Genomic DNA, 19,910 nt, shown 5'->3' with positions numbered 1-19,910 from the left:
CATGCGAATATTAGCTATCAGAATGAAGAATCTTGCGTCCCTGGATGGCATCACGGAGATTGATTTTACCAGGGAGCCACTGAGTTCGGCAGGTATTTTTGCCATCACCGGACCTACGGGGGCAGGAAAATCAACGATACTGGATGCACTCTGCCTCGCCTTGTATGCGAAGGCTCCCAGGTACCGCTCCGCCGAAAATAGCATCGATGTAACAGACGTAAAAGGCAGTACAATCAAACAGGACGATGTACGCGGCATTTTAAGAGATGGTGCTTCCGAGGGATTTGCGGGTGTGGATTTTATAGGAGTAGATGGGCAGGCTTACCGCGCAGGATGGAGGGTGCGGAGGGCCCGGAACAAAGCCGATGGCAATTTGCAGGCCGCAGAAATCACCTTAAAAAACATTAGCGCCAACCAGGATATTCCCGGACGGAAAACGGAACTTCTTGAAGAACTAGAGCGGTTGGTGGGATTGAATTTCGAGCAATTTACCCGTTCGGTGCTGCTGGCGCAGGGAGATTTTACGGCTTTTCTGAAAGCGGGTAAAGATGAGAAATCTTCGTTGCTTGAGAAACTGACCGGGACACATGTCTATTCAGAGATTTCAAAAAAAGTATTTGAAAACCATCGCGAACAGCAGCAGTTACTGAGGGATTTGACTGTTCAACGAGGTGGAATTGCGACGCTGACTGCTGAAGAAATCGAAGCACTAAACGAAGAAAAAACAAACCTGGAGGCGACTATAAAATCAAGCGAACAGCAGGCAGAAGGTCTAAGGAAAGAGCAGGCCTGGCATGAACAGCACACGAATTTGCAGAAGCAGGTTGAGGCAGCCAAGGCGCAGTATGAAGCAGCCGGTTTTGATAAGACTGAAGCGCTTCCACGCCAGAAATTATTACAGCAAATCATACGGGTGCAGGAAATCAGGCCGATTGTTAGCAGGTTAAAAGATGTTCGGGATCAGCTAGCGATGAATGCAAATCAATCGAAAGAGCTGAGCGTCGGGTTATCTGATCTGCAACAGCAGCAAGAGAAGATGAATGGTCTGATACTTGAATTGACCAATGACCTGAATAATAAAACGGAGAATGAGGAAAACGCAAAGCCACAACTTGCCAGGGCAAGAGCCTTGGATGTCCAGTTAGACGAGAAAGCAGGGCAGCTTACGCAGGCTAATGAGGAGCTGGCGGCGATCCGCAAAAAGCAAGAACTACAAAAGGATCAATTAAAGCGGACACAGGAAGAATCCGAAGGATTGAAACGGGAGCTTGAAAAGCTTCATCAGTGGATAGGCGACAACGAGGTGCGAAGGGCGATAGCTGAGCAGGAAAGTATCATCGTATCCAAGCTGGAAGATGCTACAGGGTTACTCGAAAATCTAAAGCGCTATGATTCCCGCATCAATGACTCAGAAAATAAAATTAAAGCCCACGAGCAGCAAAAGATAAGTTTGGAAAGTGAGCTTGTGACGGTTCGCGATTCCTTGAAACAAACGCAAATTAATCATAATACGATTAAGGTAAGCTTATTAGGGATTGATGTAAATCGTATCGAGGCGGATGAAAAGGAGACAGACAATCTGGTCAGAGATATCGTTGCCGCAACTGCCCATTGGCGAATATTATATACGACAATCGAAGAAAAAGAATCACTCCAGAAATCTTTAGAGCAGAACAAAAACGAGCTTCTGCAGCAAACAGAGAATTTAGAGGAGATAGCAAGAGAATTGGAAGCGAAAAAGATTGAAAGGGATGCATCGCTTAAAATATTTGAGAAAGCGAAGCTGGTCGCGGCCGAAAGTGTAGAGCGTCTTCGCGGTCTATTGGAGCAGGGCGAACCCTGTCCCGTTTGTGGTAGCACGGAGCATCCATATGCATTGCATCAACCGCCGCTTGATGATGTCCTTGACGAATTGAAGGAGAGCTATCAGCAATCGGAATTAGCATATACAAGGCTTTTGAGATCTCATAGTAGCCTGGCTGAAGCTTGTGCGCAATTAAGCAAGATAATAGCATCGCAGCAAGTAGATATTTCAAGGAAGACCGCGTCGGCGCTGGAACTGGAGAAAACCTGGTCTGAATTTAGCATTTATGCATCAGCCAAAACAGTCCCAGTTATAGCGACACAAAATTGGCTTGAGAAGAAATTACAGGAGGAGAAAGCAAGGCAGTATCAGTTACAGGAGCAATTAATCAGTTATAAAAAGCAAAAGCAGGAACTGGAAAACGTAAATGATGTTTTGATCGGGCTCGATAGGAATTTGACAACACATGAAAATAATATTAAAGACGTTGACAGATTACTTGTTTCTCTCGGAGAGTTAATGCAGGCTGATACCCGGGAAAGGCAGAAGGCAAGTGATAGCCTGGATAAGCTGAGGCAAAACCTGTCGCCTTATTTTTCTTCGGAGCAGTGGTTCGAGAACTGGCAGAAAGATTCAGAAACGTTTCTGAGCCAGATTAAAAAATTTGCTAGTGACTGGAGGGATAACCTTAAGGCCCTCGAGCAACATGAGAAGAAGTCGAGTGTTCTCACTGTTACCATAGACAAGATGCAAGAACAGGTTACAGAAATCGGGGGAGATTTGAATCTTCGGGAAAGAAAATTAAATCAGGTGCAGGAGCTGTGGAATGAAGTTTCTAAAGAACGCGGGTCCATTTTCAACGGGTCCCCGGTTCAGGAAATAGAAGTGGGGTTGAGGGCCGCGGTTTCCTCTGCCAGACGTGAGTTGGAAGATAAGAACAAAGAGGGTGAGCAGTTGAAGAGTGGTATTACACGAAATACTGCTCAGCTCGAACAGTTAGGAACGGATAAGATGTCATTGTCCGGGCGGGAAGCCGGGCTAGCGTTGCAACAGGAGGAATGGCTAGCTGATTTTAATCAACAGCAGGGAACGATGCTCACTGAAGCGGAGTTATTGCGCTTATTAGCATTTGACCAGAATTGGATTGAAAGAGAAGGAAATGAACTGCGCAAGATTGATGATGCGGTGATGAGCGCTAATTCAGTTTTGATTGAGCGGAACAAGTCCCTGGAATCTCATGATAAACAACGATTATCCGAAAAGACGTTTGAAGAATTAGCTGAACTGCAAAATGAAGTTGCGACTTTCCTGAAGCAAAGCAATAAAAAGGTCAGCGAGATCGATTTCAAAATAGGAGAAGACAAGATACATAAAGATCGGATCGGTCTGCTTTTGCAGGAAATAGAAAAACAGGCTTTGGTCGTGGACAAGTGGGCTAAGCTCAACGATGTTATTGGTTCCGCCGATGGAAAGAAGTTTCGACAGATCGCCCAGGAATACACGCTGGATGTATTGATAAGCTACGCCAATGTACATCTGGAGGCGCTCAATAGGCGCTACTTGTTAAAAAGGATACCCCGGTCGTTAGGGCTGAGTGTGATTGATCAGGATATGGGCGATGAAGAGCGCAGCGTATACTCTCTTTCCGGCGGTGAATCTTTTCTGGTATCGCTGGCATTGGCACTGGGGTTAGCCTCGCTATCTTCCAGGCGCATGAAGGTTGAATCGCTGTTTATTGATGAGGGCTTTGGATCGCTCGATCCCACCACGCTGAACATTGCGATGGATGCTTTGGAGCGCCTGCACAACCTGGGGCGTAAGGTGGGCGTCATATCACATGTGCAGGAAATGACCGAGCGGATTCCCGTCCAGATTAGGGTAAGCAAGCAGAAAAGCGGGAAAGGCAAAGTCGAAATAATAGGGGTGTAAAAGTGGTATTGTTTGGCAATAGGAGTGCGACCGGCTATTTGAAGGAATCACATTCAAGAATTTTCCGACCTAAATTGCTGATGTAAGTCGGATTGACTAGCGATTTGCTACCAGACTCAAGTAGGTAGTCAAACTATTTCAGAAGATGGGAATGAAAGACAGCATCATAGTTGAAATCAGACTTAAGTCGGTAGTTTAACCGAAGTGCGAGAACAATTCGGGACAAAATTCTGAGCGGTTCAGGCAACTCCAAATCTGGTCTAAATAGCGTAATATTGCATAAACTCATACATAATCATGTATAGAAAATCTGGCCTTTTTTTGATGTTGTTTTTAGCCTGGGGCTGGGCGCTGTTTGCTCAGCAGCAACCCAATATATTGGTTATTATTTCTGATGATCATGCCTATCAAACCATTAGCGCGTATGGTAGTAAGTTCACGCAAACGCCCAATATCGACCGGCTGGCAAACGAAGGCGCGCTGTTCACAAAAGCCTACGTGACCAATTCAATTTGCGGCCCCGCGCGGGCAACCTTCCTGAGCGGGAAGTATAGTCACCTCAACGGATTCAAAGACAACGAGAATTCGAACTTCAACTTCAAGCAGGACATTTTCGTGAAGCGCCTGCAATCCGCCGGTTACCAGACTGCCTGGATCGGGAAAATGCACCTGGGCGAGAACACTCCCGAAGGGTTTGACTATTACAATATTCTGCCGGGGCAGGGGCACTACTACAACCCGGATTTTATCGAAACCGGCAATAAGCGCCAGCGATACGCCGGCTATGTCACCAATATTATTTCAGATTTGTCGGAACAATGGCTTGACAAAAGAGATAAGTCCAAGCCGTTCTGCCTGGTCATCGGTCACAAAGCCACCCACAGGACCTGGATGCCTGATCTGCCGGATCTGAACCTGTTCGAAAACAAAAAATTTTCTCTCCCGAGTGACTTTTACGATAACTATGCTACCCGGAAAGCAGCACAGGTGCAGGATATGACGATTGCGAAGACCATGCGCATGGGTTATGATCTGAAGATGTTTGACGCCAGGGCAGATGCCGACAAGGAAGGAAATATTATCAGAATGGATCCTGAACAAAAGAAAATCTTTCTGGATCACTACGATAGGATCCGCGATGAGCTGAAAGCTAAGAATCTATCAGGGAATTCACTCACCGAGTGGAAATATGAGCGCTATATGCGCGATTATCTCGCAACGGCGGCATCGCTCGACCGGAACATTGGCAGGGTGCTGAATTACCTTGATAAAAATAATCTCTCTAAAAATACGATTGTCATTTACCTGTCAGACCAGGGTTTTTACATGGGCGAACATGGCTGGTTTGATAAGCGGTTCATGTACGAAGAGTCTTTCCGGACGCCAATGATCATGAAGTACCCTGGCGTGATAAAATCCGGAACCAAGATCAACGACTTCATCATGAACCTCGACCTGGCGCCAACGCTGCTGGATGCGGGTCACGCGAAAATACCCGCAGAGATACAGGGTCAATCGTTCTTGCCATTGTTAAAACACGAGAAATATTCGGCCCGCAAGGCAATGTATTATCATTACTATGAAAATGGCGAACATTCAGTGTCCCCGCATTTTGGTATCAAAACCCATCGATATAAACTCATCCGTTTTTACAAAAGGGTAGAAAGCTGGGAATTATTTGATTTGGAGAAAGACCCGCGGGAACTAAATAATATATACGATACTAAACTCGGAAATAGGCTTACCAAAACATTAAAGCCCGAGCTGTTGAAATTGATAGAGAAGTATAAAGACGAGGATGCGAAACGTATATTTAATACGCCAATATAATAAATAGCCATCTGCTGGCAACCGCAGCAAAAGGTTTGAGCGGGGGCAGTTGAAAAAGAAGTAACAGGTAAAGTATCAGGTCAATCTTAAAAACTATGTGGATGAGATATTGTAAGATCCTAATATTAGGACTACTAATTCAAGCGGCAGCAACTGCCCAGAAAACGAATTTCGTGACGATTAATCCGGGCGACACGGAGGCGGATATTATTCGCAAAGCTGCAAATATAGTCCCCACGCCCAGGCAGCTTCGCTGGCAACAATTGGAGCTGACCGCCTTTTTTCATTTTGGCGTAAACACCTTTACCGGCAGGGAATGGGGAACGGGCAAAGAAGATCCGAAAATTTTCAACCCTACAGCGCTGAACGCGGAACAATGGGTGAAAACCATGAAGGACGCGGGTTTCAAACAAGTGATTATCACAGCCAAGCATCATGATGGTTTTTGTCTTTGGCCTACTAAAACCACTAGCCATAGCGTAAAAAGCAGCCCCTGGAAAGGCGGCCGTGGAGATGTTGTAAAAGAAGTGGCCGATGCATGCAGGAAGCTGAATATAGGCTTTGGGGTTTATCTTTCCCCCTGGGATAGGAATGCGCCCGTTTACGGTACTGATGCCTACAACGATTTTTTTACACAACAACTTACCGAACTGCTGTCCTGGTATGGGAAAGTGGATGAAGTATGGTTTGATGGCGCTAATGGCGAGGGTCCAAATGGGAAAAAGCAGGTGTACGATTTTGATCGTTGGTATGCGTTGATCCGCAGGATGCAGCCGCAGGCCGTGATTGCTATCATGGGCCCTGATGTTCGTTGGGTGGGGACCGAAACGGGAGTAGGCCGTGAAATGGAATGGAGTGTGGTGCCCGCAAACAATCTGGATCAAAGTTCGATTGCTGCGACATCACAAAAAGATCTGGCGTTTAAACCCCAGGGCGATATGCGCGGCGATGACCTGGGCAGCCGGGAGAAAATATTAAGGGCTAGGGGGTTGGTTTGGTATCCTGCGGAGACCGATGTTTCCCTCAGGCCGGGTTGGTTTTATCACGAGGATCAGGATAGTAAAGTGAAGTCACCCGAAGTGCTCAATAATATTTATTTTACATCCGTTGGGATGAATAGTGTCTTATTATTAAATGTGCCACCAGATAGAAGAGGCCTCGTCAATGAAGCAGATGTGAAGACCCTTCGGGATTGGACAACGATGAGGAAAAAAATGTTTTCCAGCAACCTGGCAAAAGGTGCCCGCGTGACCAGCAGTAATGGTACCGGTCTCAATACTCTGACAGACGGCAATGATGCAACGTTCTTTACTACAAAGAACCGCGATACGTCGACTTCAATCATTATCAGTTTACGAAAAAATACCACCTTCAATATATTGGCCTTGCAGGAAAATATACGGATTGGCCAGCGCGTAGAAAAATTTTCAGCCTATTATGACGATGGCGGGAAATGGGAAAAATTTACTCAGGGGACCACGATCGGTTACAAAAGATTACTACGGTTCGATCCTGTTACCGCACGAAGAATCAAGATTGATATTGAATCATCCCGACTAAACCCAACGCTTGCGGAAGTGGGGTTGTACCTGGGGCGGAAGTGAGCATATTACCTTCCTCATATGGGGAACTTAAAAGGATCGGGTTCTACCGGTCAAACCCAGGGATTGACGTTTTACCACTAAATGGGAACCTCATCGTTAGACAACAGCGCTAAGTGACCGCCAATCATTCGGCAGGCAAAAACTTTGGTGTCAGAGGCTGATTCACCTGGGCGAAGTTGGCCCGGAATTTCAAATCTTCGCTGAACATTAGTTTGACTTCCGCCTATTAAGGTAATAAGCGGAAGCTTAAGACCTTGTATCGGGCAATGAAGCATGCGCCAATGACTCCGGCACTTTTACCCAGCACTGACATCTTTAATTTTGCGTCGTTGTTCACGAGATTTATACTGTATTTTTTTAAGGCAGTAATAATCGGTAAGCGTATATAATCCTCTGTTTGAGCTAGTACACCGCCGAGAATTATTAATTCAGGATTGAATATATTTACTAGTGCAGAGATGCCTTTTCCGATCTTTTCACCTATTTCGGCGAATAGTTCTATAGCCAGCACGTCTTCGTTTAAGGCCGCATTAACGACATCCTGTAGTAAAATACCATCAATATCTATATTTTTTTTTGAAATTTGTGATTTGGAACCTGAGCGAAGCTTTTCTTTGAACCTTCTAAGCAATGCATATCCGGATGCTTCCGTTTCCAGGCAACCTTTTTTTCCGCAATGGCAAATGATCTCGTTTTCAAAAAAAGGGATGTGCCCAATTTCGCCACCGTAACCTGATTTACCATAGTAAATAGTTCCGTTTACAACAGCACCCATACCTAGCCCATAGTCCATATTGATAAAAAGCATATTCTTTTCATTTCCCCCACCCAGGCAATATTCACCATAGGCCATGGAGCGGGAGTCATTATCAATATATACAGGTATTCCCAAAAGTTTCTCCAGCGTAATTGCCACCGGTTCTTTTCTAAAGTAGAAGTAGCTGTAGCTATATCCCGTTTCTATATTAACCCTTCCCGACAGATTTATTCCTATACCAAGTATCTTTTTTTTGGATACAGATGATTTTCTAATGAAGGACCGGATTATTGTTACCAGCTTGTTGAAGGAAACGATATCGTTTTGAAGCTGGAAAGGGATTTGCAGTTTTACTTCTACAACGTTCTTTCTAAAATCAATCAAGCCCATGTTAATCGCGTCCTTTCTTACGTCTACTCCAAGAAAAAAAGCAGCGGATGGATTCAGGCTAAAACTGGAAGCTCGTCTGCCGCCAGTTGACCCCATCTTGCCGTTTTCGGTAATCAGTCCCTCTTCACTAAGCTCTAACACAAGAGCCATCGCTTTTGGGGAACTAATATGCAATTCCTTGCTTAAATCGGCAACTGTCGCCTGATCATTGTTGTCCAAATACTCAAGGATGGCTCTTTTCAGCGCATTATTTTTTTTAGCCAGTCCTGCAGACTCTGAACTGGAGGAATAAACATCTTTTAATTGTAGGTGCATTTTTTCACTTAAAAATTCAAACAAATAATCAGGCAATAAAAGTAGGATAAAAATATTACTGAAAGACAGTTAAAAAAATATTTTAAAAAGTTTTGGCTGTTATTAAAATAATTGTATTTTTATACAACAAATGCAATGAAGAGAAATATTATGTCTGACATGATATGTTTTGCCAACTTGCCGGGACGATTTTTCGCAGTTGCCGCCATAATACTTATGACAAGTTTTTTATATGGTTGCCAACCCTCAAAAGTATTCAAGGCAGATGTATTAGTGGTAGGAGGCGGAACGGGTGGAACCGCAGCAGGTATTCAGAGTGCGCGGTCAGGGGCTAAGACTGTAATTGTAGAACCCGGGGTGTGGTTGGGGGGAATGATTTCTTCGGCGGGTGTAAGTGCAATTGATGGCAACCATGCGTTAGCATCGGGTCTTTGGAATGAGTTCAGAGAGAAGATCTATAAAGTATATGGTGGCCCCGCTAAAGTAGAGACGGGATGGGTAAGTAAGACACAATTTGAGCCGCATGTGGCTGATAGCATTTTTAAGCAAATGGTTGCTGCAGAAAAGAATCTGACCGTTCTCTATGAGAATAGTTTTGAAAGACTTACGATGGACGGGACGAAGATTGCGGCTGTATATTTCAAAAATAAAAAGAACAGGACATTGACGATCGTAAAGGCACCCATTGTTATTGATGCTACTGAGCTTGGCGATGTGCTCAAAGCTGCTGGAGTTCCATTTGATATAGGAATGGAGGCGGGGTCGGAAACAGGAGAGAGTGTGGGTGTGAATGAAACGAACGATATCATTCAGGATTTGACCTACGTGGCGATCCTGAAAGATTTTGGCAAGGACGCTGATAAAACCATTCCTCGCCCCACTGAATACAACCCTAAGGAGTTTGATGGCTCCAATACAGATTATTATCATGATAAGACGATAAAGGCTCCCACCGTAAACGCGAAAAAGATGTTGGAGTATGGGAAGTTGCCAAAAAGTAAATACATGATTAATTGGCCGATTCGGGGGAATGATACGTATTTGAATGTGATCGAGATGACTGGTGAAGAGCGGGAGTTTGCATTGCAAGCGGCCCGTCAAACCACCATGAGATTTATATATTTTATCCAACATGAGTTGGGTTACAAGAATCTGGGTTTGGCAGACGATGAGTTTCCCACAAAGGATAAGCTGGCAATCATCCCTTATTACCGGGAAGGCAGGCGGGCAAAGGGATTAGTTAGATTCACGATGCCTTACATTGAAAGGCCTTTCGACTATAAGGAACCTTTGTACCGAACCGGAATTTCAGTTGGAGACTATCCAATTGATCATCATCATAAAAAGAACTTGTCCGCGCCCCAACACCTGGAATTTCACCCCATCCCATCATTCAATGTTCCCTTGGGAGCCATCATCCCGAAAAATGTTTCAAATTTGATTGTCGCCGAGAAAGGGATTTCCGTGAGCAATGTTGTAAACGGAACTACACGCCTGCAACCTTGTGTTTTGCTAACCGGTCAGGCTGCTGGAATACTGGCTGCAATGAGCTCAACAGGGAAAATCGCACCAAGAGATGTAGGAATTCGCGCGCTTCAACAGCAATTATTAACTGCGAGCGCATACATCATGCCCTATATTGATGTCCCGAGGGCTCATCCCTTATTTGAGTCTATTCAACGAATTGGGGCGACCGGAATTTTGCGAGGAACAGGTATTCCATACAAATGGGCCAACCAAACCTGGTTTTATCCTGATTCATCGGTGGTTACGAAAGAGTTTGTGGAGAACCTGCAGGATATGTATTCCTTTAAATATAGTTCTAGCAGACAGTATCTGACGATTGAAGAAGCTATCGATGTCTTGCGACTACTCAACTATCCCGTGGAAGGCATCAGGGAAAAATGGTTTTCCTGGGGATTAGAGAATTTCGATACCAAAAGGATGATCAAGAGATCGGAGTTAGCAGTACTATTAGACAAGACTCTCGATCCATTTAAAAAGGAAATAGATTATAACGGTTACTTTAAAAATAAATTCTGAATTAAAACATAGATTATGAGAAGACTAATTCTTGCTTTAATAGTTCTATGGAATTGTATGCCAGTCTTTGCGCAGCAAGCGCACATCGTCGGGAAAATTACAAATTTAGAGGGTGATCCTGTAGCGGGGGCCTCGGTTATTGTAAAGGGCACTACAATCGGAACTACAAGTAACGAGCAGGGAGCTTTTACTATCCTGAGTAAAATTGGCGAGGTATTGCAGGTTACTAGCGTTAGTTATGCTCCTGCAGAAATTACGGTAAATGGCCCAAACGTGTCTGTAACGCTTGCTCCGGGGGGGAGATCGATGGCTGAAGTCGTTGTCGTTGGCTACGGCACCCAAAAAAAAGGAAGTATTACCGGAGCCATCTCCTCTATTACGGACAAAGAAATACTGAAGGCCCCTCCCGTCGGAATCACAAATATTTTGGGATCGAGGGTTGCGGGGGTAGCCATGCTGCAACAATCCGGACAGCCGGGAAGCGATGCGGCATCACTCCTGATTCGTGGTGAGGGTGCCACCTACATAGTAGATGGAGTCGTGCGTAGCATAAATGAAATAGATCCAAATGAAATAGAGTCTATTTCGGTCCTGAAGGATGCGACTTCCGCTTCCGTGTACGGCTTGAATGCGACATCCGTTGTCATTGTTACCACAAAGAGAGGGCTGGGACAGAAGCTCAATATTTCTTACAATGGTTCTTATGGTACCAGTCAAAACGCAAACCAGCTCAAATGGCTCGATGGACCAGGATATGCTTATTACTATAACCAGGCAAGAATTCTTGATGGGGACCAGCCCCTGTTTAACGCAGATATGGTTCAGAAAATGAAAGACGGAGTTGATGGATGGGGCAATACGAATTGGTATCAGAAAGTTTTTGGAACGGGTAACACGGCCCAACACAACGTCACAACGGCGGGTGGCAATGAAAAAATAAAGTTTTTCACTTCAATAGGCGCTTTCACTCAGAATGGGAATGTAGCGAAATTCAATTACGACAGATACAACCTTCGGGCGAACATCGATGCCAATATCTCAAAGAGCTTCAAAATGGCGCTTGGCATTAGTGGCCGGGTTGAGAATAGAGACAATCCCAGATACAGTGCAAATCCTAACGATTGGCACAATATTCCTCAACAGGTTGTGAGGGCACTTCCCTACTTTCCGGAGAGAATGACAATTGACGGAGTCGGGTATTTCACATCGACACCGACGGCCTCTTCGCCAGTGAGTCCTTTGGCGGCTATCTATGAATCGGGCTATGCCAGATCAAATAATAATTTTGTGCAGTCGAACTTTACACTTGAGTATGATGCACCCTGGTTGGAAGGTCTTTCGTTGAAGTTTATGGGAGCTTACGACAAGCTATTTCAGTTTGCCAAATCTTTGGCTATCCCCTATAAAACCATGCTGGCTAGTCTTCCGACAGCAACGAGCCAATCCATCGCTTACCGGTTGTTTACAGACAATTCCGGAAATGTCTCATTGACAGAATCTGCGTACAACTCAACTAACGTAGTCACCCAATCAAGTGCCAATTTTGAAAGGGCATTTGGAAAACATAAAGTAACATTCCTTGGATTAGCTGAAACAAGAAATGCTTTTGGGAATTCACTTGGCGTAACTGGCTTTGGTTTGGATTTTCTGCAGTTGGATGAACTAAGTAAGATCACAAATCTTTCAGGAAATGGCAGCGAGAAGATTCCATCGTTAAGTGGTTCAAGCAGTCAATCGCGCCTCATCGGTTATGTCGGCAGGGTGAATTATGACTACGATAGCAGGTATCTGGCTGAGTTTTCTGTCAGGCGAGACGGCAGCTACCTATTTAGTGGGATGAATGGAGCAAGATGGGTTAATTTACCTGCTGCATCTCTGGGCTGGAGAATAGACAATGAAGATTGGTTTGAGTCGGGATGGATTAACACTTTAAAACTAAGGGGAGGAGTTGGTAAGACGGCGACTTCGGCGGTTAGCCCGTTCCAATATTTGAATTTGATGACGCTTTCTTCAAATCAGGTTATCATTGGCGGATCAAGCCAGAGTATGGTGTACTCAGGAACTTTGGGAAATCCCAATCTGACCTGGGCAAAAGCGATATCCTATAACGCTGGCTTGGATCTTGTTGCATGGAAGGGCCTACTGGGCTTAGAATTCGACCTTTTTTATAAATATCAGTATGATTTATTAGGTGCTATAGCAGGAGCCTATCCCCCTTCAATGGGTGGTTACTATTTCACAACCGCAAATGTGAATAAAATTGATTACCGGGGTTTGGACTTCACATTGACTCATAATAAGCGCTTGGGCGACTTCAGGTATGGCGTGCGTTTGGTCGGATCTTACGTAAAACGAAAATGGCTGTATTACGCTGGCGATTCTGAAAACACACCAGACTATCGAAAACTGACCGGTAAAGAAGTTGGAGCACAGTTAGGATTCATTTCAGAGGGATTATTCAAGTCGCAGGAGGAAATCGATGCCTCCCCGCTAGTGGAAGGGTACAAAGTTTTGCCGGGGTACATCAAGTACCGGGACTTGAATGGCGATGGCAAGATCACCTATGCACAGGATATGGCCTATGTGGGTCGAAGCCCCTATCCCAAATTTCAAACCTCGATGGATCTTAATGGAGATTGGAAGGGAATAGATTTTGATATTTTGTTGCAGGCCGGATTCGGAAGGGATGTCGCGCTAACCGGCGTTTATACGGCATCGGGTTCTAGCGGCGTGATGGATAATACTGCGTTCACAAAGTTATTTTATCACGGAGGAAATTCTCCTCAGTTTCTGGCCGAGAATTCATGGACGCCAGAGAATACAAATGCAGAATTCCCGCGGTTGTCATTAGTGAATGTAAGCAACAATAATGGTTTCGCTTCAACCTTTTGGTACCGATCCGGGGATTATTTGAGACTGAAATCATTTCAAGTGGGGTACACATTCAATAAAAAAATTATAAGGGCTGCTGGAATCGAAAAACTCCGGATCTTTTTGCAGGGTTCTAATATTCTCACTTTTAGTGAGCTGACGAAGTATAATATTGATCCGGAACAGCCCGGTGTCAATAATGGGTACTATCCTCAACAAAAGACATTATCCTTCGGTATCAATCTGACTCTTTAAATTGAATGATATGAAAACAACAATATCTATAATATTCTTGGCGACTGTGGTGGCATTCACATCCTCTGGTTGCAAAAAATGGCTTGACCTAACGCCGCGTGATCAACTCAGTGATAAGGTAATCTGGGAAAGCGCGGATAACGTCAATCTTTATGTTAACGGGTTTTATACTTATTTGCACCAATATGGGCAGTTTGGAAATCAACAGTTTCAGGGCAGCCTGACGGAGAGCCTCACAAACACATTTAAATATGGTTCTTATGCATTGGGGCACAAGGCGGGTCATCCGAATAATTACGTTTTTGATCCCTCTATTATAACGCCTGCGGGTTGCTTTTATGATAACTGGGCCGATGGCTACAATAAAATCAGACGGTTGAATGAATTTTTGGCCTCCATGAAAAAGTACTCAGGATATACCGAAAGTCAAAATAATCAGTGGGAAGCGCAGGCGAGGTTTTTTAGGGCCTTCATGTATTTCCAAATTGCTAAAAGACACGGCGGGTCAATTATTTATACGGATATCGCAAATATGAAGAAGGATGTGCCACTGAGTACTGCAGAAGAAACCTGGGACCTGGTGGCCAAAGACCTTGATTTTGCCATTGCTAATTTACCGGCGGTGTGGCCTGCGGCCAGCAAAGGTCGGGTGAGTAAATACGCAGCATTTGCTTTCAAGTCACGTGCGATGTTGTACGCACAGCGTTGGCAGGCAGCTAATGATGCAGCGGATTCAGTAGTGAATTCCGGTCTATACTCGTTGGTGAACGACTACAAACAATCGTACAAGGGCGGCAATAGTGAGTCGATCCTGGAGTTCCAATACGGTACTACAGGTCCAAATCACACATTTGATAAAGACTATGTTCCCTTAAGTGATGGGTATGAATTTGGCGGATTAGGTACGCCCACACAGGAGATGGTAGAGAGTTACGAGAAAGCTGATGGAACAAAAATGGATTGGGCCCCCTACCATGTTGCAAGTGCCAGTCGGCCCCCTTACGAAGATCTGGAGCCGAGATTTAAAGCCACTATTATTTATCCGGGCTCCCAGTGGAAAGGGAAAGTTATGCAAAACGCTGTGAACGGCACCAATGGGACTTTTATGGCATACCGGGCGCAACCTTATACATATGGCTATACAACGACCGGTTATTTTTTACGGAAACTGTTGGATGAAAGTCTAATAGATGTCAAGGGTAAGCCCAGCACGCAGACCTGGGTGGAGCTAAGGTTTGCTGAGGTTCTGTTGAATAAAGCCGAGGCATCCTATAAGCTGAATAAGATGACGGAAGCAAGGGCTGCTTTGAATCTGGTCAGAGCCCGTGTCGGCTTACCTGCCAAAACCTCAGGAGGTGAAGAGTTTTTCCGGGATTACCGGAATGAACGTAAGGTGGAATTAGCCTATGAGGGGCAACTGTTCTGGGATATGCGAAGATGGAAGCTGGCTCATATTGAATACAACAATTACCGGGCCCATGGTTTCAAGATTACAGGATCGAATTACGAGTATATTGATGTTGACTATCAAGATCGGAAGTTCTTCGAAAAAACCTATATCCTCCCCATTCCCTTGAGCGAGCTTGAGAACAATTCGCTGATACAGCAGGTAGATCAATGGAAATAAAGAAAAAAACAGCGTTATGAAAACAAAAAAATTTTATATCTCTTTTTTGATTCCCATTTTACTTTTTGGATTTTATAGTTGCCAAAAGGTTGCAGACCTTACACCTTCAACCTCGAGGGAAGGAATCAACAGCATCACTGCCAGCTTTACGAATGATGAAAGCTCAGAAAATGCTTTTTCGAGCGAGATTGATCATGAAAAGAAAGTGATTACGATTGTGTTTCCTTATAATTATCCACGTACGTCAAATAATGTTCTGAAAATGAGCGATCTGACGAACGTTAGAGTCAAGGCAAATCTTGATGATAACGTGACATTGTCTCCAGGATTGCTGTACCTGGATCTGACAAAAGAAAATTTTGTCAACGTAACCGATCAGACAAAAATTTCAAGGAAATACAAAATTGTTGCTGAAATAAGAAAGAGCGACAAGGCACAAATTACGGGGTTTGAACTTCCGGGATTAGGACTGAATGGAATCATTGACGAAAACTCGAAAACTATTTCTATCATTTCGATTGATGCATTGGGGAAAGCTCTGGCAAAGGTTGTTATATCTCATGGAGCGTCAATAAGTCCCGATCCGGCGACAACGGCCCAAGACTACGATGCGCACTTCCAATTAACGGTTACCGCTCAAAACGGGGTTACAAAAAGTATTTATAATGTTAGAAAGGCAGTGCCTAAAAAGACAGCCTTTGGAATGCGGCCCGGAAGCGCTAAAATTCTTTGGGCTAAGAAGTTGGGTTCTGAACTGGGCATTAATGTAATGAATCTGACCACTGGAATTGCCGCAACAAAAAATTATCTGGTGGTAAACACTAGAACGCTAAATAGTATTTATCTTGACCGAAGAACGGGAGAGATTGCGGGTAGTGTAAATCTGGGTTCAGTTGCAGGAAACCTCACTAACTTCTATAGTACGGCAGATGAAAACAATAATATTCTGGTTTGTAATCTTTCTCCGAATGCAGGATCTTTTAAAGTCTGGCGCATAAAGGATGTTCTTGGTACACCGGAGTTGTATATAGACTGGAGCGGTGGACAGGCGATCGGAAGGAAACTCTCAGTAAAAGGAAGCCTGGATGCTGACGCCATCATCACCGGCACTATATTGGGTACGGGAAACAAGTTCGCACGATGGAGGGTTGTAGGTGGTGTATTGCAATCACAGACGCCGGACATTATAGCTGTTTCCGGTATTGGAGGCGGATGGGGTAATAATGCCGACGTGGTTCAAACGAGTGCAACGAATATTACCAGTGATTATTTTGTAGCATATTACGCAACGCCATATAAGTTTGCATGGGTGAATGGATTAACAAATACAGTTAAAGCCTGGGGACCTGCGCTCAGCTCGAATTGGCTATCAAACGCGGTTGATTTCGCGGTATTCAATAACAACGCTTATGCAGTTCAGAATTCAGTCAATTCATTTACCTGGGGAAGCGATGATGCTGTGTACTTGTACGATGCCAGTTCAACAACCGCATTTAGTTCACCGATCTGGAGTGCTCCCATTGGTACCTACGGCGGAAAGGACAATGGCGGACAGAATGCAAATGGGACGGGTGATGTAGCGCTGCAGGTTTCGGAGAATGGATATTATTTGTACCTGTACTTTATGTTTACTAATGGTCAGGTAGTTTGTGTTCAGTACGATTGTATTGATATGTGATGATAGATTAAATGGATTTGATTATGGCTCTATTTATGACAAACAAGTCGGGGGTATTAGCATTTTTCTTCTCAATAGTCTTTGGAGTATTGACTGGTTCATGTGGAAAAAAAAGCGCTCCAACTCATACGTTTCCTGACCCTCCAAAATCTAATACTCAGAAACCAAGGTTCCTTTGGATTGATGCTGCTGCGAATTTCAATGATTTCGCAAACGATAAGAATAAAATATCCCGGGATCTCACATTAGCGAAGAACGCTGGGTTTACCGATGTTGTCGTAGATATAAGGCCTACCTCAGGAGACATTCTGTATAATTCCGCGGTCCCAGGAGTGCAAAAAGTAGAATGGTTGCCCGCCTGGGTGAATGGGGTTTACACAAAAGTGAACCGCACGGCGGATTGGGATTACCTCCAGGCATTTCTAGACGCCGGCAAAACAATTGGGTTGAAGGTTCATGCAGGCTTTAATACGATGGTTGGCGGTCAGAGTTCGGGACTTGGCAGTCAGGGCATCTTGTTTAGAGAGGCTGCAAAAAAATCGTGGGCAACCTCACTGAATACAAGTTCAGGTATAATGAACACCATGGACCTAGGTGCAGGTACAAAATTCTTGAATCCGGCTAACGAGCAGGTTCAGGATTACCTGGTTGGCTTGTTGAAAGATCTTGCGAAGTACGATCTGGATGGGATATTTATTGACCGGGGCAGATATAACGGGATCGATGCAGACTTTTCAGAGATTAGCAAGCAGAAGTTTCAGGATTTTAATGGGGGTGCAGCCGTTACCAACTATCCCGGTGATATTATGCCGGCTGGCGCAACCGTGGCAACCATTTCGGCAATGACGGTTTATCCGCCTCTCTTTAAAAAATGGCTGGAGTTCAGAGTAAAAACGATATATGAGTTTATGGAAAAGGCACGGAATGGCATCAAGTCGGTGAATCCGAAAATAAAATTTGGTGTCTATGTGGGGGGATGGTATTCCTCATACTACGACGTGGGTGTAAATTGGGCTAGCTCAAAATATGATCCTTCAAGGTATTATAAATGGGCTAGCGCAAATTATTATAAGTATGGGTATGCGGCTCTGATGGATCAAACCCTGATTGGTGCTTATGCATCGCCATTAAAGGTCTTTGGCACTGGTGAATGGACCATGCAGGGATTTTCCAGACTGGCAAAGGAGAAAATCTACAATGATTGCCCGATGGTTGCAGCCGGGCCAGACGTGGGCAACTGGGATCCAGGAAACAACGCTACACAGGAACAGGAAAATCAGGCAATTGTAAGCTCAGTGAAAGCATGTATGGATGAATGTGATGGGTATTTTTTGTTTGATATGATCCACCTGAAGCTGGCAAACCAGTGGCAATATGTGAAACAAGGTATTGATAAAGCGTTACAGTAAGATTTTTCAACTTGTATTGAACGAATTTATTTGCCTGGTAAAGTGAAATTGATGTCTGACTTAAAAAAAAGAAATCCATTTTTCTGGATACCCTCCACTTGGTTTGCAATGGGGCTTCCTTTTGTAGCATTGGCAACCTCAGCGGCCATTATGTACAAAAGCATGGGGATCAGCGACACGCAAATTGCAATCTGGACATCAGTCATTATGTGGCCTTGGACTTTCAAACCGTTGTGGAGTCCTTTTATGGAGCTCTACAAAACCAAAAAGTTTTTCGTAGTAAGTACCCAAATTTTGACGGGAGTGCTTTTTGGTCTGGTTGCGTTGAGCCTCCATCTGAGTGCATTTTTCGCCGTTTCAATTGCCGTATTGCAAATCATTGCTATAAGTGGGGCAACACATGACATAGCTGCAGATGGCGTGTACCTAAATGAACTGAATTCTAAGGAGCAGGCAAGATACGCGGGTTGGCAGGGGGCATTTTACAATGTTGCAAAAATTGTTGCCGGAGGCGTTTTAGTTTACTTCGCTGGGATGCTCGAGAAAAGCGCGGGCATTACACAGGCTTGGGTCATCATCATGTTAGTGTTTGGGGGAATTATGTTGTTGATGGGTATTTATAACAGCAGAGTGCTACCCACGGGAGGTAAAGCCGTTAGGAAAGAAAGTTCTAAAGACATTGCAAAGACGCTGAGAGACGTGTTTGTCACATTTTTTCAGAAGAAGAATATCTGGTTTGCGCTGCTATTTATCGTATTTTATCGATTCGCAGAAGGGCATGCTATCAAAATAGCACCCTTATTTTTCAAAGCGACCAGGGCGGAAGGAGGACTTGGGCTCTCGACAGATCAGATTGGTTTTTTATACGGGACGATCGGCGCAGTAGCTTTTGTTTTCGGTTCGATCATATCGGGCTATTATGTTTCGCGCAAAGGATTGTCAAGAAAAACGCTGCTCACACTTTGTGCAGTGTTCAATCTTCCATTTGCTGTGTATGCCTTCCTGGCTTGGTCACAACCTCAAAACATGTATGCCATTGGAACCGCCGTAGGATTTGAATATTTCGGTTATGGTTTTGGGTTTATTGGTCTCATTCTGTTTATTATGCAAAATGTAGCACCAGGAAAATATAAAATGGCACACTATGCTTTTGGGGGTGGGATTATGAATCTGGGATTCATGATCCCCTCGATGTTAAGTGGAGTCATCAGTGATTATTTGGGATACAGGAATTTTTTCATCTGGGTCCTCATCTGCACTATTCCGGCATTCGTCGTTTCCTGGCTGGTGCCCTTAAAGTCAAAGTCAGAAATTGAGGCGCTTGACCATGCGGAGTCTGCCAGTCCCAATGATTTTGCAACTTCAATGGAGATGAACCAAAGGGAGTAGTTGGGCGCT

Annotated in this window: 10 protein-coding genes; 9 read left to right on the top strand and 1 reads right to left on the bottom strand. The window is 44.5% G+C overall.

The window, feature by feature from the left end; translation table 11 throughout:
• The first annotated feature begins 1 nt into the window (after position 1).
• The 3 genes from AC3WS5_RS01835 to AC3WS5_RS01825 all read left to right on the top strand — a co-directional run bounded on the left by AC3WS5_RS01835 (position 2) and on the right by AC3WS5_RS01825 (position 7,167).
• Positions 2 to 3,733: an AAA family ATPase gene (locus AC3WS5_RS01835; RefSeq protein WP_492465488.1), complete on the top strand. Its 3,732-nt coding sequence runs from the start codon at positions 2 to 4 to the stop codon at positions 3,731 to 3,733.
• Positions 3,734 to 4,030: 297 nt separating this feature from the next.
• Positions 4,031 to 5,563 (top strand): sulfatase family protein, encoded by a 1,533-nt coding sequence (locus AC3WS5_RS01830; RefSeq protein ID WP_492465487.1) that lies wholly within the window; start codon positions 4,031 to 4,033, stop codon positions 5,561 to 5,563.
• A 101-nt stretch (positions 5,564 to 5,664) separates the two neighbouring features.
• Positions 5,665 to 7,167, top strand: a complete 1,503-nt coding sequence (locus AC3WS5_RS01825; RefSeq protein ID WP_492465486.1) for an alpha-L-fucosidase — start codon at positions 5,665 to 5,667, stop codon at positions 7,165 to 7,167.
• Positions 7,168 to 7,393: 226 nt separating this feature from the next.
• Here AC3WS5_RS01825 and AC3WS5_RS01820 read toward each other — a convergent pair whose 3' ends face one another.
• Positions 7,394 to 8,665 carry an ROK family transcriptional regulator gene (locus tag AC3WS5_RS01820; protein ID WP_492465485.1) on the bottom strand — a complete coding sequence of 424 codons (1,272 nt, stop codon included), beginning with the start codon at positions 8,663 to 8,665 and terminating at the stop codon, positions 7,394 to 7,396.
• 180 nt (positions 8,666 to 8,845) lie between these two features.
• On the opposite strand from AC3WS5_RS01820, the gene AC3WS5_RS01815 reads away from it, so the two are divergent.
• Genes AC3WS5_RS01815 through AC3WS5_RS01790 form a run of 6 tightly spaced genes read left to right on the top strand, consistent with a single transcriptional unit; the run spans position 8,846 to position 19,901 of the window.
• Entirely contained in the window at positions 8,846 to 10,672 is a 1,827-nt protein-coding gene (locus AC3WS5_RS01815; RefSeq protein ID WP_492465484.1) for an FAD-dependent oxidoreductase, read from the top strand.
• Between the two features lie 15 nt (positions 10,673 to 10,687).
• On the top strand, positions 10,688 to 13,798 hold the full coding sequence (locus AC3WS5_RS01810) for a SusC/RagA family TonB-linked outer membrane protein (RefSeq protein WP_492465483.1): 3,111 nt from the start codon (positions 10,688 to 10,690) through the stop codon (positions 13,796 to 13,798).
• 10 nt (positions 13,799 to 13,808) lie between these two features.
• The gene (locus tag AC3WS5_RS01805) at positions 13,809 to 15,425 is read left to right on the top strand and encodes a RagB/SusD family nutrient uptake outer membrane protein (RefSeq protein ID WP_492465482.1); all 1,617 of its coding nucleotides are present in this window, start codon (positions 13,809 to 13,811) and stop codon (positions 15,423 to 15,425) included.
• A 16-nt stretch (positions 15,426 to 15,441) separates the two neighbouring features.
• Positions 15,442 to 17,103, top strand: coding sequence for a DUF5018 family protein (locus tag AC3WS5_RS01800; protein ID WP_492465481.1), 1,662 nt, complete (start codon positions 15,442 to 15,444; stop codon positions 17,101 to 17,103).
• Positions 17,104 to 17,126: 23 nt separating this feature from the next.
• Positions 17,127 to 18,512, top strand: coding sequence for an alpha amylase family protein (locus AC3WS5_RS01795; protein WP_492465480.1), 1,386 nt, complete (start codon positions 17,127 to 17,129; stop codon positions 18,510 to 18,512).
• 51 nt (positions 18,513 to 18,563) lie between these two features.
• On the top strand, positions 18,564 to 19,901 hold the full coding sequence (locus AC3WS5_RS01790) for an MFS transporter (protein WP_492465479.1): 1,338 nt from the start codon (positions 18,564 to 18,566) through the stop codon (positions 19,899 to 19,901).
• The last annotated feature ends 9 nt before the right edge of the window (positions 19,902 to 19,910 follow it).

This window comes from Niabella sp. CPT15-335-S11 (assembly GCF_058792415.1).
The sequence above is the reverse complement of the archived record's forward strand: the minus strand, read 5'-3'. Positions and strand labels throughout refer to the sequence as shown.

Excerpts from the sequence above, each read along its gene's own strand:
- AC3WS5_RS01790 (WP_492465479.1), top strand. The coding sequence starts at position 18,564 with ATGTCTGACTTAAAAAAAAGAAATCCATTTTTCTGGATACCCTCCACT.
- AC3WS5_RS01830 (WP_492465487.1), top strand. The coding sequence starts at position 4,031 with ATGTATAGAAAATCTGGCCTTTTTTTGATGTTGTTTTTAGCCTGGGGC.
- AC3WS5_RS01800 (WP_492465481.1), top strand. The coding sequence starts at position 15,442 with ATGAAAACAAAAAAATTTTATATCTCTTTTTTGATTCCCATTTTACTT.
- AC3WS5_RS01825 (WP_492465486.1), top strand. The coding sequence starts at position 5,665 with ATGAGATATTGTAAGATCCTAATATTAGGACTACTAATTCAAGCGGCA.
- AC3WS5_RS01815 (WP_492465484.1), top strand. The coding sequence starts at position 8,846 with ATGACAAGTTTTTTATATGGTTGCCAACCCTCAAAAGTATTCAAGGCA.
- AC3WS5_RS01835 (WP_492465488.1), top strand. The coding sequence starts at position 2 with ATGCGAATATTAGCTATCAGAATGAAGAATCTTGCGTCCCTGGATGGC.
- AC3WS5_RS01810 (WP_492465483.1), top strand. The coding sequence starts at position 10,688 with ATGAGAAGACTAATTCTTGCTTTAATAGTTCTATGGAATTGTATGCCA.
- AC3WS5_RS01805 (WP_492465482.1), top strand. The coding sequence starts at position 13,809 with ATGAAAACAACAATATCTATAATATTCTTGGCGACTGTGGTGGCATTC.
- AC3WS5_RS01795 (WP_492465480.1), top strand. The coding sequence starts at position 17,127 with ATGGCTCTATTTATGACAAACAAGTCGGGGGTATTAGCATTTTTCTTC.